General features: G+C 75.0%; 9 protein-coding genes. 2 read left to right on the top strand and 7 right to left on the bottom strand.

The annotated features are described in order from the left end of the window. Window positions 1-219: 219 nt before the first annotated feature. The 6 genes from NX801_RS22145 to pyrG all read right to left on the bottom strand — a co-directional run bounded on the left by NX801_RS22145 (window position 220) and on the right by pyrG (window position 9,091). Window positions 220-780, bottom strand: a complete 561-nt coding sequence (locus NX801_RS22145; RefSeq protein WP_258789576.1) for a hypothetical protein — start codon at window positions 778-780, stop codon at window positions 220-222. Beyond that, on the bottom strand, window positions 765-1,907 hold the full coding sequence (locus NX801_RS22140) for a ParA family protein (RefSeq protein WP_258789575.1): 1,143 nt from the start codon (window positions 1,905-1,907) through the stop codon (window positions 765-767). Before NX801_RS22140 ends, NX801_RS22145 begins: the two co-directional genes overlap by 16 nt. A gap of 427 nt (window positions 1,908-2,334) precedes the next feature. Next, on the bottom strand, window positions 2,335-3,450 hold the full coding sequence (gene ald / locus NX801_RS22135; RefSeq protein ID WP_258789667.1) for an alanine dehydrogenase: 1,116 nt from the start codon (window positions 3,448-3,450) through the stop codon (window positions 2,335-2,337). A gap of 189 nt (window positions 3,451-3,639) precedes the next feature. Beyond that, on the bottom strand, window positions 3,640-6,120 hold the full coding sequence (locus NX801_RS22130) for a tetratricopeptide repeat protein (protein WP_428986197.1): 2,481 nt from the start codon (window positions 6,118-6,120) through the stop codon (window positions 3,640-3,642). Window positions 6,121-6,450: 330 nt separating this feature from the next. Beyond that, entirely contained in the window at window positions 6,451-7,080 is a 630-nt protein-coding gene (locus tag NX801_RS22125) for an NUDIX domain-containing protein (RefSeq protein WP_258789574.1), read from the bottom strand. Between the two features lie 277 nt (window positions 7,081-7,357). Next, a complete protein-coding gene (gene pyrG / locus NX801_RS22120; protein ID WP_258789664.1) occupies window positions 7,358-9,091 on the bottom strand; it encodes a CTP synthase in 1,734 nt (577 codons plus the stop codon). 636 nt (window positions 9,092-9,727) lie between these two features. Here pyrG and NX801_RS22115 point away from each other — a divergent pair. Together NX801_RS22115 and NX801_RS22110 are read left to right on the top strand one after the other, a co-directional pair. After that, window positions 9,728-11,530 (top strand): glycoside hydrolase family 15 protein, encoded by a 1,803-nt coding sequence (locus NX801_RS22115; RefSeq protein ID WP_258789662.1) that lies wholly within the window; start codon window positions 9,728-9,730, stop codon window positions 11,528-11,530. A gap of 402 nt (window positions 11,531-11,932) precedes the next feature. Continuing rightward, entirely contained in the window at window positions 11,933-13,630 is a 1,698-nt protein-coding gene (locus NX801_RS22110; RefSeq protein ID WP_258789573.1) for a PucR family transcriptional regulator, read from the top strand. Between the two features lie 22 nt (window positions 13,631-13,652). Here the strand turns inward: NX801_RS22110 and NX801_RS22105 are convergent, their stop codons facing one another. Further along, entirely contained in the window at window positions 13,653-14,741 is a 1,089-nt protein-coding gene (locus NX801_RS22105; RefSeq protein WP_258789572.1) for a glycosyltransferase family 4 protein, read from the bottom strand. Window positions 14,742-15,467 lie beyond the last annotated feature (726 nt).

The raw sequence follows: 15,467 nt of genomic DNA, 5'->3' as shown, positions 1-15,467 counted from the left end.
TCCCGCAGGCTACCGCCGCCGGCGGACACGGCCCGGCAGGGGCGCCCCGGGGCCGCCGTACCGGACGGACGCGCGGGGCGCGGGCGGCGGCGGCCAGGGGCACCGAACGGCCGGAGGCACCAACCTCACGCACCCGGACGGCCCGGGGCCCGGCCCGCGCGGCGGCCGGGGCGCGGCGAGCCCGGAGGGCGCAGAGGGCGCGGGGGCGGGGAGATGGGGTCAGCGGCCGCGCAGCCGGCGGACCAGGATGCTGGCCTCGCCCCGGGACTCCAGGTCGGCCAGGACCACGGCGACCGCCTCGCGGACGATCCGCCCCCGGTCCACGGCGAGGCCGTGCTCGCCGCGGAGCACCAGCCGGGCGTGCTCCAGGTCCATCAGCTCCTCGGCGGAGACATAGACCGTGATCTTCTCGTCGTGCCGCTCGCGCCCGCTGGGCCGCCGGCCCGCCGCGCGCCCCCGGCGCCGGGCCGGGGCCTGGCCGGGCGCGGCCTTGCCGGGGACGGCCGGGGCCTCCTCGCCGGTCCGGGCGCGCGGCTCGGCGGGGGCGGGCGCGTCGGCGGTGGTGTGCTCACGTGCCCGGGTGCCTCTGCCACCGGCGGCGGCTCCGGCGTCCGCACCGGTCGGCTCGGCGGCCGCCGGGTCGCTCTCCCCCGCCGGGGCGGGGACCCGCGGCTCGCCGTTCTGGCGCCGCTGGGCGGCGGGGGTGGACGCCTGGAGCGCCGTCCCCCCGGTCGTACGGAACAGCTCGTCGGCACCGGGCAGACTCACTCGGCGTGACACCGGGCGAGCACCTCCCTGGCGAGCTGGCGGTAGGCGGCCGCGCCGACCGAGTTGGAGGCGTAGGTGGTGATGGGCTCACCGGCGACGGTGGTCTCCGGGAAGCGCACGGTCCGGCCGATGACCGTGTGGTACACGTGGTCGTCGAACGCCTCGACCACCCGGGCCAGCACCTCGCGGCTGTGCACGGTGCGCGAGTCGTACATGGTGGCGAGGATGCCGTCGAGCTCCAGCTCGGGGTTGAGCCGCTCCTGCACCTTCTCGATGGTCTCGGTGAGCAGCGCGACCCCCCGCAGTGCGAAGAACTCGCACTCCAGCGGCACTATGACCTTGTGAGCGGCGGTCAGCGCGTTGACGGTCAGCAGACCGAGCGAGGGCTGACAGTCGATCACGATGTAGTCGTAGTCCTGGAGCAGCGGCTTCAGGGCGCGCTGGAGGGTGGACTCCCGGGCGACCTCGCTGACCAGCTGGACCTCGGCGGCGGAGAGGTCGATGTTGCTCGGCAGCAGGTCCATGTTGGGCACGGCCGTTTTGAGCAGCACCTCGTCCGCCGACATGCCCCGCTCCATGAGCAGGTTGTAGACGGTGAGGTCCAGCTCCATCGGGTTGACGCCGAGACCGACCGAGAGGGCGCCCTGCGGGTCGAAGTCGACGAGCAGCACCCGGCGGCCGTATTCGGCGAGCGCCGCGCCCAGGTTGATGGTCGACGTGGTCTTGCCGACGCCGCCCTTCTGGTTGCACATCGCGATGATCTTCGCGGGCCCGTGCTCGGTGAGCGGCCCGGGGATCGGGAAGTACGGCAGGGGGCGCCCGGTGGGGCCGATGCGCTCACGGCGCTGCCGGGCGGCGTCCGGGGCGAGGGTGGCCGCGTACTCGGGATCCGGCTCGTACTCGGCGTCGGGGTCGTAGAAGTGTCCCTCGGGGACCTCGTCGTAGGCGGCGAATTGGGTGGACTCTCGGCCACTCTCGTTGCCGGCCGTGGCGTTCACGTGTTGGCCGTCCATCGTCTTCATCGTGTGGGCTGTCGTCTGGTCCTGGTGCGTCGCGAGGGTGCGAACGGCGACGGAGCCGACGGCGACAGGGCCGGCGGCTCCGGATCCGGGCGGCGGGTCCTGGCCCGCCACAGGCATGCCCACCTGACCACCCCCAGGAGTAAATGTCGACTCATTCACAAGTCGTCTTACCTCCTTGGACGCGACCGGGAAACTTGTCGATAGGTCAGCGTGGCACCATGCCGACGATTCGCGACTCTATGGCGTGTCACCGGTCCGCAGCAACACAATCGGCCGGACGCGGCCCGATGTGTCGGAGGTCGAACACCCGGATGTCAAGGGCGTGCGGGCATCGGTCCGGGGCTTTCGCGACGACGCGAAACGGCTAAAGGGTGATCTTCGCGGCGACTTGACGCCGTGTCACGCCGCCATCGACAGACGCGTCCGGCCGGACCTCGCGCACAAGGTCCGGCCAGACGCGTGACATTGACCGCCGCCCTTGACGGCGTCCGGCGGCCGTCGCCGGCGAGCGCCGGACGCGACCGCCGGGCGGCGGATCGGCCGATCAGCCGATCAGCGTGCCCAGTTCGACGTGCTCCAGGCCGTGGGCCTCCGCGACCTCCTTGTAGACGACCTTGCCGTCATGGGTGTTGAGACCCTTGGCGAGCGCGGCGTCCCGGCGCAGCGCCTCGACCCAGCCGTTGTTCGCCAGCGAGACGATGTACGGCAGCGTGGCGTTGGTGAGCGCGTAGGTGGAGGTGTTCGGCACCGCGCCCGGCATGTTGGCGACGCAGTAGAAGACCGACTCGTGGACCTGGAAGGTCGGCTCGGCGTGGGTGGTCGGACGGGAGTCCTCGAAGCAGCCGCCCTGGTCGATGGCGATGTCGACAAGGACACTTCCGGGCTTCATCTTGGCGACCAGCTCGTTGGTGACCAGCTTCGGGGCCTTGGCGCCCGGGATGAGGACGGCACCGACGACCAGGTCGGCCTGGATGACCGCCTTCTCCAGCTCGAAGGCGTTGGAGACGATCGTCTTGATCTTCGTGCCGAAGATCCGGTCGGCCTCGCGGAGCTTGTTGATGTCCTTGTCGAGCAGGGTGACGTGGAAGCCCAGGCCGATGGCGATCTGCGCGGCGTTCCAGCCGGAGACGCCGCCGCCGATGACGACCGCCTCACCGGCGTGGGTGCCGGGGACACCGCCGGGGAGCACACCCCGGCCGCCGGCCGAGCGCATCAGGTGGTAGGCGCCGACCTGCGGGGCGAGCCGGCCCGCGACCTCGGACATCGGGGCGAGCAGCGGCAGCGCGCGGCTGGGGGTCTCCACCGTCTCGTACGCGATGGCGGTGGTGCCGGACTGGAGCAGGGCGTCCGTGCACTCGCGGGAGGCGGCGAGGTGCAGGTAGGTGAAGAGCGTCTGGTCCTTGCGGAGCCGGTGGTACTCCTCCGCGATCGGCTCCTTGACCTTCAGCAGCAGGTCGGCGGTGGCCCAGACCTCGTCGGCGGTGGCGAGTATCTCCGCACCGGCGGCGGTGAACTCGGCGTCCGTGATCGAGGAGCCGACACCGGCGTTCTGCTCGATGAAGACCTGGTGGCCGTTGCGGACGAGCTCGTGCACACCGGCGGGGGTGATCGCCACCCGGAACTCGTTGTTCTTGACCTCGCGGGGGATGCCGACCTTCACGTCGATCACGGTCCTTGGCTTTGGGGGTACGGGGCAATTCAATACTTACCCGGATGCAACGGGCACACCGTACGCACCGGGATGGACCGCACTCAAACGCGGCCCACCCAGTCTATTGAAGGACTTCTTCTTGTCTAGCCTTGCAAAGCATTAATCTTTCGCGGAAGCAGTACGGATTTCGCAGGCCATCTAGGTGTCCTGGCCAGTGGATGTTGCCTTGAGGCCCTCCCGGGCGCCCTGACCGGCCCCGACGGCCGCCCCGAGCGGGTCCCGGACGGCCGTGCCGGGCCCCTCCACGCCGCCCGTGTCACCACCCGAGACGCCGCCCGAGAAGCCACCCGAGTCGTCCATGTCACTGTCCGCGTCGCCGTCCGTGCCGTCCCCGGCCGCACCGCCCGCCTCCGGGGTGCCGGTCGCGCCCCCCTTAGGCTCGCCCTCGCCCCGGCCGCCGGCCTCGGCGGCCCGGCGGTCCCGGAGCAGTTTCTCCGCCGCCGCCCGGTGCAGCCGGGCCGCCGCCGGGTCGCCCAGCCGGTCCAGGGTGTCGGCCAGCCGCAGCTGGAGCGCGGCGAGCAGCCGCTCGTCCCCGGCCCGGCGGGCCCAGTCCACCGCCTCCTCGCAGGTGCGCAGCGACTCCTGGGGGCGCCCCGCGTACTCCTGCACCCGGGCCACCTCGCTGAGCGCCCGGGCATGGCCCGGAAGGTCACCGAGGCGGCGGTACCCGGCCGCGGCGGCCCGCCAGTTCCGCAGGGCCTCGCCGTACCGGCCCTCGTAGGTGAGGACGGCGCCCAGCCGCCCGTACAGCCGGGCCTGGTCGGCGCGCTCGTCCCGGGCCAGCCGCTGGGCGAGCGCCCTGCCGTACCAGTCGGCGGCCCGGGGCCAGTCCGCCAGCTCCTGGTGCGCGCCGCCCATGGATTCCATCGCCCGGGCCACCGCGTACGGGTCCCCCGCCAGCCGTCCGGCGTCCAGCGCCTCCCGGTACCGGGCCAGGGCCTCCCCGGGCCGGCCGGTGCGGACGTCCAGATCGGCGAGGTTCAGCAGGGCGGCGGCCCGCTCCCGGTGCAGCCCACGCCGCCCGGCCACGTCCAGCACCAGCCCGTGCAGCCCGTAGAGCTCGGGCGCGGCCTCCTCGGCGCCCCGGTGCGCGGTGAGCGCCCGGACCAGCGCGGCGACCAGCCGGCGGGCCAGGGTGTCCAGGTCCCCGTCGGCCACCGCGAGCCGGGCGGCGGCCAGCAGCGCCGGCTGCCGGTCGAGCAGCCAGGCCCCGGCCGCCTCGGGCGACGGAAACCGCAGCGCCCGGGGCCGGCCGGCCAGCCGGCGGCGGGCGGCCGAGCCCTCCGGTTCGGTCGCCACCCGGCTGGCGTGCAGCAGCCGTACCGTCCGCTCCAGCATCCGGGCGCGGGCGAGCTGGATCTCGGCCGGCCGGTCCTCGGCCACCAGCACGGCGGCGAGCAGCGGCAGCAGACAGCCGGGCACCTCGTACTGCCGGTCCGGTCCGCCGGTGCCCGCCGCGCCCTCTCCGCCGGCCTCCTCGGGTCCGCTCGGCCGACCGGGTCCGCGTGCGGTGCCGGCTCCCGCCCCGGCCTCGGCGCCGTACTGGGTGGTGGCCGCCGCGCGCGCCGCGGACGCGGATCCGGTGGCGGCCCGGGGCGCCGGTCCCAGGGAGCGTACGAGTCCGCCCGCGCCCTCCCGTACGAAACCGGCGGCGGCGAAGTACTCCAGCAGGGACTGGGCGGTCGCCACGGAGCAGCCGGCCAGCGCGGAGGCGGTCTGCGCGTCCACGGCCCCGAGCGGGGCGAGGGCGAGCAGCCGCAGTATCCGGGCGGCGCCCGCGGGCAGTGCCTCGTAGGCGACCCGGAAGGCGCGGGCCAGCGGCCACTGGTCGGCCGGGATCAGGGGGTTCTCGGGAACGGCGCGGAGCCGTTTGGTGAGATCGGCCACCGAGGACATCGGCCGGGCGGCCAGCCAGCCGCCCGCCAGCACCAGGGCGGCCGGCAGCCCGCCGCACAGCTCGGCGAGGGTCTCGGCGGCCTGCGGGTCCACGGTGATGCGCACCGAACCGGCGTAGCCGTCGAGCAGCTCGATGGCCGACTTGGTGTCCAGGCCGCCGACCGTGCAGGGCCGGACGTCGGTGATGCCGGTGAGCGGGCCCCGGGCGACGGCGACGACCAGACAGGCGTGGTTGTCCGGCAGCAGCGCGTCCACCTGTTCGGCGTCGGCCGCGTCGTCGAGCAGGAGCAGCACCCGGCGGTCCGCGAGGGTGGTGCGCAGCAGTCCGGACAGCTCCTCGGCGTCGGCCCCGGCCGGGGTGGCCACCCCGAGCAGTGCGAGGAGGTCCCGGGCGACCCGCTCGACCGGTACCGGTTCGCCGCCCGGCTCGGTCAGCCGGGCTCGCAGCACCCCGTCCCGGTAGCCCCGGGCGAGGTCGGAGACGAGCTGTCCGGCCAGCGCGGTACGGCCGCTGCCGGGGCCCCCGGCGATCAGCAGGATCCGGGCGCGCGGCGGCTTGCGGCCGGCCAGCGTGTCGAGCCCGGCGCGGGCGATGTCGGCGCGCAGCTCCTTCAGCTCGCGCTGCCGGCCCAGGAAGACACGCGGCGGCCGGACGCCCGGCCCTGGGACAGCGGCCTTCCGGTGCCGTCCGGTGCCGCCCGGGTCCACCGCCTGATCAGCCACGGGCCACGCTCCCGTCCGTCCGCACCTGCCGAACCCGCCGGGTCTCCGCGCGGGTGGTCCGAGCGTAGTTCAGCGGCGCGTGCCGTCAGCGCCGAGCAGGGCGGTCGATCCCCCAATCGGATCACCCGATGGTCACACCACAAACCCATGGCATGCACCCATTCGGGGAACGGGCTCCGCGTGCCCGGGGCCCCGTGTCCCGATGCCCGGCGAAGGCCCGGCCCACGGCGCACCGGCGGGTCGCGGTACCCCGGAACCTCCGCGTACAGCCACCTCACCGGGAAGGCCGACGGCGGGTCGCGGTGTCCCGGTGCCCGGGAACCGGGAGGCTCAGGCCGTGAACGGCCGGGCGGGCCAGGGGGCGTCCGCCGGGCGCAGGGCGTCCAAGCCGTCACCCGACCGGGCGGCGAGGGCCGAGAGCACGCCCACCACCAGGCAGGTGTTGTGCAGCTCGCCCGCCAGCACCCCGCGCGCCAGCTCGGCGAGCGGCACCCGGGCCAGCTCCATGTCGGCCTCCTCCTCGGCGACCTCGAACCGGGCGCCCTCCGCCTCCGCGAGGCCGCGCGCCAGGAAGATCCGTACCGCCTCGTCGCAGCCGCCCGGGGTGGGGAAGACATCGGTCAGCACCCGCCAGTCGTCGGCCTTGACGTGCGCCTCCTCGTACAGCTCGCGGACGGCCGCGCTCAGCGGGTTCTCGCCGGGCACGTCGAGCAGGCCCGCCGGGATCTCCCAGAGCTTGTGCCGGACCGGGTGGCGGTACTGGCGGAGCACCAGGACCCGGTCCTCCTCGTCCAGCGCCAGCACGGCGACGGAGCCGGGGTGCACCTGGTAGTCCCGGGTGACCACGGAGCCGTCCGGCATGACCACGTCGTCGGTGCGGACACTGGTCTTCTTGCCCCGGAACGGCGTGGTGGTCGCGGTGACCTCCCACTCCTCGGGCGTGTCCTTGATGGGGGTCATGGCAGACGTTCCTCCGAGCGTGACGATCCGTGCGATCCGTACGGCCCGTGCGATCCGTACGGCCCGTGCGTGACGGTCCGTACGGGACGACCTGGCGTACCGGCGTGCCGCGTACCCGGATACGGGCCGGGCACGTACCGGGACACGGAAAACCGGGGCACCCGCCCGGACGGGCGCGTACCCCGGTCAACCGTAACGCCCGGGCCACCGGGACGATCACGGCCGGGCCACCCGGCCGGTCATGGCCGGAGCCCGGGGCCCCCGCGAGGGGCCCGGCTCACTCGGCGGCCGTGGCCTCCGGCGCCTCGGAGACCGGCGCGGAACCGGCAGCGGCGGCCGCACCGGCACCGGCGCCCTGGCGCTCGACGGCGGCCTTCACCAGACCGGCGAAGAGCGGGTGCGGCCGGGTCGGGCGGGACCGCAGCTCGGGGTGGGCCTGGGTGGCGACCAGGTAGGGGTGCACCTCGCGCGGGTACTCCACGTACTCCACCAGCTTGTTGTCCGGGGAGGTGCCGGAGAAGACGATGCCCGTCTTCTTCTCCAGCTCGGCGCGGTAGGTGTTGTTCACCTCGTAGCGGTGGCGGTGGCGCTCCTCGACGTACGGCTGGTCGGCGTAGACCTCGCGGACCACCGAGCCCTCCGCGAGCTTGGCCGGGTAGAGGCCGAGGCGCATGGTGCCGCCCAGGTCGCCGGCGCCCTCGACGTAGGCGAGCTGCTCCTCCATGGTCGAGATGACCGGGTGGCCGGTGGCCGGGTCGAACTCGGTGGAGTTGGCGTCCGCGATGCCGGCCAGGTTCCGCGCGGCCTCGACCACGATGCACTGGAGGCCCAGGCAGATGCCGAGCAGCGGGACCTTCTTCTCGCGGGCGTACTGGATGGCGCCGACCTTGCCGTTGACCCCGCGCTCGCCGAAGCCGCCGGGGATCACGATGGCGTCCACGTCACCGAGCTGCTTCTCGGCCCCGGCCGGAGTGCGGCAGTCGTCCGAGGTGACCCACTTGACCTTCACCCGGGCCCGGTTGGCGAAGCCGCCGGCCCGGATGGCCTCGGTCACCGAGAGGTAGGCGTCGGGGAGGTCGATGTACTTGCCGACCAGGGCGACGGTGACCTCGTGGTCGGGGTTGTGCACCCGGTCCAGCAGGTCGTCCCAGGTCGTCCAGTCCACGTCCCGGAAGGGCAGGTCGAGCTTGCGCACCACATAGGCGTCCAGGCCCTCGGTGTGCAGGACCTTGGGGATGTCGTAGATGGACTTGGCGTCGATGGCCGCGACGACGGCCGCCTCGTCCACGTCGCACATCAGCGAGATCTTGCGCTTGATGGCGGTGGGCACGTCCCGGTCGGCACGGAGCACGATGGCGTCCGGCTGGATGCCGATGTTGCGGAGCGCGGCGACGGAGTGCTGGGTGGGCTTGGTCTTCAGCTCGCCGGAGGGGCCGATGTACGGCAGCAGCGAGATGTGCACCACGAAGACGTTGTCCCGGCCGACCTCGTGGCGGACCTGGCGGACGGTCTCCAGGAACGGCAGCGACTCGATGTCGCCGACCGTGCCGCCGACCTCGGTGATCACCACGTCCACGTCGTCGGTGGCCATCCGGCGGATCCGGGACTTGATCTCGTTGGTGATGTGCGGGATGACCTGCACGGTGTCCCCGAGGTACTCGCCGCGCCGCTCCTTGGCGATCACCTGCGAGTAGACCTGGCCGGTGGTGACGTTGGCCGAGCCGTCCAGGTCGACGTCGAGGAAGCGCTCGTAGTGACCGATGTCCAGGTCGGTCTCGGCGCCGTCGTTGGTGACGAACACCTCACCGTGCTGGAACGGGTTCATGGTGCCGGGGTCGACGTTGAGGTACGGGTCGAGCTTCTGCATGGTCACACGCAGGCCCCGCGCCTTGAGGAGCGCACCCAGGCTGGAGGCGGTGAGGCCCTTGCCGAGGGAGGACGCCACACCTCCGGTGACGAAGATGTGCTTGGTCGTCGTGGCTGTGCTGTTTCGAAAAGCAGCGGGCGGCATGGCCAAGAGGGGGCTCCCGTGGTCGCGTTCTGAAGGTGCGCACCGGCGTCCGACCGGAGACTTCCGGGGGTGCCGTCGCTGCGGTTCGGGGGCCGCCGATCGTCCGGCGCGGCGCCACCGGTCCACGGGCTACCAGGGTATCAGCGCCACGATGAGGCTGCTTCCGGCCACCGGGATCCGGCCACCCGGAGGCCACCCGGGAGCGGGACCCCGGCCGGCCACGAGGGCGGAAGCGGGGCGGTCACGGCAGCGGACGCGGGGTGGCCACGGGCGGGCGCGGGCATGGAATCGCACAGCCCGCTACCGGTCTCGTACAGCCCGCTACCGGCTCACCCGATCGGCTCAACTGGCAGACAGGGACGCTCACACGGCGGGGCGGTGCGCGTCGTATCCTGCTCGGACATTCGTTTACGAGCGGACCCGTGCGCGGCACCACCCCCACCGCCACGGGGGACCCGCCGTTCGTGACGGTGTTCGGATGTTTTGGTGTTCTGATGTTCAGATGGACTGATGGGCTGAACGCGGGACCCCGACCCCAACCCCTCTGTCCCTTTCTGGCAGCTGCCAGCTGCCAGCGACACCCACCCCCAGTAAGCGCCCCACGGGGCGGACGTGGCCGTTCGACTGGAGATGCACGTGGCCGGGCGCATCGAAGACTACGCACTCATCGGAGACATGCAGACCGCCGCCCTGGTCTGCCGGGACGGCACGGCCGACTGGCTGTGCCTGCCCCGCTTCGATTCGCACGCCGTCTTCGCGGGAATCCTCGGCACCGAGGAACACGGTTTCTGGCGGCTCGGGCCCGCGCACCCCGCCGGTGCGGAGCCGTCGGCCGCCACCCGCCGCCGGTACCGCGGGGACTCCCTCATCCTGGAATCCGAGTGGGACACCCCGCGCGGCACGGTCCGCGTGACCGACTTCATGCCGCCCCGGGACGGCGCCCCGCAGCTGGTGCGGATCGTGGAAGGGGTCAGCGGCCGGGTGCCGATGCGCTCGGCGCTGCGGATGCGGTTCTCCTACGGCCGGGTGGTGCCGTGGGTGCACCGGATCGGCGACCGCACGGTGGCCGTCGCCGGGCCCGACGCGGTCTGGTTCGACACCGAGGCGGAGACGTACGGCGAGGACCTGACCACCTACGCGGACTTCACCGTCGCCCCGGGCGAGCGGGTGGCGTTCACCCTCAGCTGGCAGGCGTCCCACCACCCGGAGCCCGCGCTGCCGGACCCGGAGGGCGCGCTCGACGCCACCGCCGAGTTCTGGCGGGAGTGGATCGACCAGTGCACCTACCGCGGCCCCTACCGGGAGGCCGTGGTCCGTTCGCTGATCACCCTGAAGGCGCTGACCTACGCGCCGACCGGCGGGATCGTCGCCGCGCCGACCACCTCGCTGCCGGAGGACATCGGCGGCGTACGGAACTGGGACTACCGCTACACCTGGCTGCGGGACGCCGCGATCACCCTCTCCTCGCTGCTGCGCACCGGCTACCGCGAGGAGGCCCGCGCCTGGCGCGAGTGGCTGCTGCGCGCGGTGGCCGGCGACCCGGAGAACCTCCAGATCATGTACGGCATCGCCGGCGAGCGCGAGCTGGGCGAGGCCGAGCTCGACTGGCTGCCGGGGTACGAGAACTCCGCCCCGGTCCGGGTCGGCAACGGCGCCGCCCACCAGCTCCAGCTGGACGTCTACGGCGAGGTCACCGAGGCCCTGCACCTGGCCCATATGACCGGGCTCGCCCGCAACGACTACGCCTCCCTGCTCCAGCTGCGGCTGATCGCCTATCTGGAGGAGCACTGGCAGGAGCCGGACGAGGGCATCTGGGAGGTGCGCGGACCGCGCCGCCACTTCGTGCACTCCAAGGTGATGGCCTGGGTCGCCGTCGACCGGACGATCAAGCTCATCGAGTCCGGCGACGCCGACGGCCCGCTGGAGCGCTGGCGCGAGCTGCGCGACGACATCCACCGGGACGTCTGCGAGAAGGGGTACGACCCCGAGCGCAACACCTTCACCCAGTCGTACGGCTCCAAGGAGCTGGACGCCTCCCTGCTGCTGATCCCGCAGATGGGCTTTCTGCCGCCGGACGACAAGCGGGTCATCGGCACCATCGAGGCGATCCAGCGGGAGCTGTCCACCTCGGACGGCTTCATCCTGCGCTACCCGACCGAGGGCAGCGACGAGGGCGTGGACGGCCTCCCCGGCGACGAGGGCGCCTTCCTGGCCTGCTCGTTCTGGATGGCCGACGACCTGGCGATGATCGGCCGGGTGGACGAGGCCCGCAAGCTCTTCGAGAAGCTGCTCGGCCTCCGCAACGACCTGGGCCTGCTGGCCGAGGAGTGGGACCCGCGCCTCCAGCGCCAGGTCGGCAACTTCCCGCAGGCGTTCAGCCATGTGCCGCTGATCGACACCGCCCTGCGGCTGACCGCCTCCGGCGCGTACGGCGGCTGACCGGGGCCGGCCGGCCGAGGCCGGGTCGGTCCCGGGGCGCCGGCTCCGGGCCGCCGGGGCCTCCGGTACGGCTCCGGCTTCCGGGGCCGACCCGGGACCTCCTCCGGTACGGCTCCGGGCCGCCGGGGCCCTCCCGCGTACGACTCCGCCGCTCGTCCTCCCACGGCCCCGTGGTCCCGGTCTCGCCGGGCCCGGGGCCGTACGGCTGCCCGGCCGCCGCTCCCTCCGCGGTGCGCGGGGTCCGAACCCTGTGAGGTACGCCACATCGGGCGGTGGGTCGGACAACCGTCAAGCGGGGGCGGCGAGTTGCCGGGGGACGCGGGTCGTCCGGGTGCCGGCCGCCGGACGGGGTGCCGGGCGGGTGATGTGCGGGCGGCGGCGGGCCGGGTAGCGTCCGGCCGCATGGACGAGCAGGGCGGAATCACCGTACGCCGGGCACTGGAACTGCCCGGGCTGCGCGGCGGGCTGCCGGAGGTGGTGGCCGGCGCGGACCGGCTGCACCGTACGGTGCGCTGGGTGCACGCGGGCGAGGTGCCGAACATCGCCTCGCTGCTCAAGGGCGGTGAACTGCTGCTGACCACCGGGATCGGGCTCTCCACCCGGCCGGCCGAGCAGCGGGCCTTCGTCCGGCGGCTGGCGGACCGGGGCATCGCGGCGCTGGTGGTGGAGCTGGGACACCGGTTCGAGCGGCTGCCCGCGCCGCTGGTGGAGACCGCCCGGGCGGCCGGACTGCCGCTGGTGCAGCTGCACCGGGAGGTGGCGTTCGTCTCGGTGACCGAGGAGGTGCACACCGAGATCGTCAACGGCCACTACACGCTGCTGCGGCGGGCCGAGGAGGTCCACCGGCGGTGCACCGGGGCGCTGCTGGAGGGCGGGGGCATCCCCCAGGTGCTGAGCATCCTCGCGGACTTCTCCGGCAACCCGGTCTTCCTGGAGACCGCCGAGGGCGAGCTGCTGTACGCCGCCGCCAGCGGGTCCGGGGACGAGTGCGCCGATCCGCTCCAGGTGTGGGAGGGGTTGCGCGGGAAGCGGGCGGCCCGGGAGGCGGGACCCCCGGCGGGCGCGGTGCTGGTGGACGTCCCGGGGGGCGGTACGGCGGCCGGCGCGGTACGGGACGGGGCGCCGCCGGGGCCCGGCGCGGTACGCGGGGGCGCCGGCCCGGGGCCGGGCCCGGTGCGGGCCCGGCTGCTGGTGCCCGCGGTCGCCGCGCCGCTCGCGCCGGTCCACCGGATGGCGGCCGAACGGGCCTCCGGGATCCTGGCGGTGGTGCTGATGCAGCGGCGCCAGGAGGAGGAGCTGGCGGCCCGGGGCCGGGGCGACTTCCTCACCGATCTGGCGGAGGGCCGGATCACCGCCGATGACGCGCCCGCGCAGGCCCGGGTGCTGGGCTTCCGGTCCGGCGAAGGACCGCTGCTGCCGGTGGTGATGCGGCTGGCGGCGGAGCTGGGCCCGGCCGGCAACTGGGCGGTGCTGGCCCGGGCGGTGCTGGAGGAGCTGGCCTCGGTGGGCGTACCGGTGCTGCTGGGCGTACGCCCGGTGGAGGGCCGGGTGCCGCTGCTGCTCGGGCTGCGCGCCGGGGCGGAGCGGGCGGCGGTCGCCGACCGGGTGGCGGCGGCGCTGCGGGCGGGCGTGGAGCGGGCCGGTCTGGCCGGCCGGGCGGGGGACCGGCCGCCGGTGGTCGTGGTGGGCGTCGCGGGCGGCTGGGCGGCCGTCCCGGCGGGGCTGCGGCACGCGGCGGAGACGGCGGTAGCGGCCGGCGGGCTGCCCGACCGCCCCTGGCATGACGCGCGGGACCTGGACATCGACCTGCTGCTGTGGCGGCTGCGGGAGCATCCGGACCTGGCCGCCTTCGTGGAGCGGGCGATCGGCCCGGTGCGGGACCATGACCGGGCCTCCCGGCCGGCGCTGCTGCCGACCCTGGAGACCTATCTGGCGCACGCCGGGCGGAAGGCCGAGACCGCCCGGGAGCTGCACCTCAACCGGCAGACCCTCTACAACCGGCTGGCCCGGATCGGGGAGCTGCTCGGCACCGACCTGGACGACCCCGGCACCGTACTGGCCCTCTCGCTCGCTCTCCGGGCCCGCCGCCACACCGGGTGAGGGCGCCCGCGCCGCCGGGCGTTCAGGCCCGGGCGGCCAGCTCGTCGTAGACGCCGAGCACCTGGGCCACCGTCTGGTCCTCGGTCGGCCAGCGGCGGGCCCGTAGCGGCCCCGCCGCCGCCAGCGCCGCCCGCCGGTCCGGGTCCCCGAGCAGCGCCGGCACCGCGGCGGCGAGCGCTCCGGCGTCCCCGTACGGCACCAGTTCGGCCGCCTCCCCCACCAGCTCGGGCACCCCGTCGACGGCGGCGGCGACCAGCGGCACACCGAGCCGCAGCGCCTGCTGGGCCAGCGGGGAGCGGCCCTCCCAGCGGCCCGGCAGCACCGCCAGGTCGGCCGAGGCCATCAGGGCGGGGAGGTCGTCCCGGCGGCCCAGCAGCCGGACCGGCAGGCGCTCGGCGTCGATCCACCGCTGGAGCGCGGCCCGGTGGCGCCCCTCGCCCACGACGGCGATCAGCGGGGCCGGGCCCGGCTTCCGCCACCGACGGGCCGCCCGGAGCAGGGTGTCGTACCCCTGGTGCGGTTCCAGCGGCCCGGCCACCACCACCAGCGCCCGGTCCATGGCGCCGAGCTCCGCCCGGGGCTTGGCGTCGGCCGGCGCGGGCTCCGGGCGGGGTACGGGGAGGGCGACGGCGCCCAGCCGGGCGTCCCGGGCGCCCCGGTGGCGGGCCCGGTCGACCAGTTCGGTGCTGGCGGCCAGCACCACGGCGGAGGCCCGTACCGCCCGGGTCTCCAGCAGGCGCAGCGCCCGGCCCCGCAGGCCGTCGGCGGGCGGGCGGCCGTGCCAGGTGAGCACGAGCGGCGGATCGGGCACCCGCCGGGGCCCGAGCGCCAGGGCGGCCCGCACCGCCGCGTGCGGATCGTGCGCGTGCACCACGTCGGCGCCCGCGCAGGCCGACCGCAGCGCGGCCAGGGACAGCGGGTCGCTCCGGCGCGGCACCGGGACGAACCGGATGCCGGCGGCCGGGAACCCGGGGGCGCGGCGGAGCTGGGCGGGGGCGCAGACCGTGACCCGCACGCCGCGCGCGAGCAGCCCGGTGGCCAGCGATCCGAGGTGCGCCCCGCTGCCCGTGCCCTCGCCGCCCAGGACGTGAACCGTACGCAGCTGTGTCACCCGCCCAGGATGCCAGCGCCCGCGCGCCCGGGGGCACCGCCGGAGCGAACCACCTGTGCCGAAGGACCCAAGTCCCGGCGTCAGTTCACCCACACGAGGGAACGCCCCGGCGCGCACGACGCCCCGGCCCGCCCCTCGGGGGCCCGGCCTTCCCGGGGCCCGGCCATCCCGAGGCCCGACCTCCCCGGGGACCGGCCTCCCCGGCGGCCGGCGAGCGCGGCGGGTCGGCGCCGCCCATGGCCGGCGGCCTTCGGTTCCGTCACGTACACGAGCACCCACCGCTCCCCCGGGCCACTGGTCCGCCCGGCCACCGGGGTCACCGGGGTCACCGGGGTCACCGGCGAGAGCCGCACCGGAGGCACCCGTCGACGCGACGGCCGGCGGTCGCGCGGGCCCGCGACGGGCCGCCGGGCGCCGTCGGTACGACGCACCCGGCACACCCGGGTCCGGGCCGTACGGCCACCGGCTTCACCGCGTACGCGAGCACCGCCCCCGCCGGGCGGGCGGCCCCTGCCCGCTCCGCCGGCGAGCGACCGGCACCGCCGCCAGGGGGTCCGTACCGGGCCACAGGGCGTCCGGGAGCCGCAACCCGGGCCGGTGTCGTCAGCCCTCCGCCGTCAGCCGTCCGTCGTCCGCCCCGGGCGCCGCACCCGCCGCATCCGGAGCCAGGAGCACGTGCCGGCCCCTGTCCCGGACCGAAGAAGAACGCGGCGCGGCCGGTCCGGC

The organism is Streptomyces pyxinae, from assembly GCF_024756275.1.
Lineage (GTDB): Bacteria > Actinomycetota > Actinomycetes > Streptomycetales > Streptomycetaceae > Streptomyces > Streptomyces pyxinae.
This window is presented reverse-complemented; position numbering and strand designations above follow the sequence as displayed.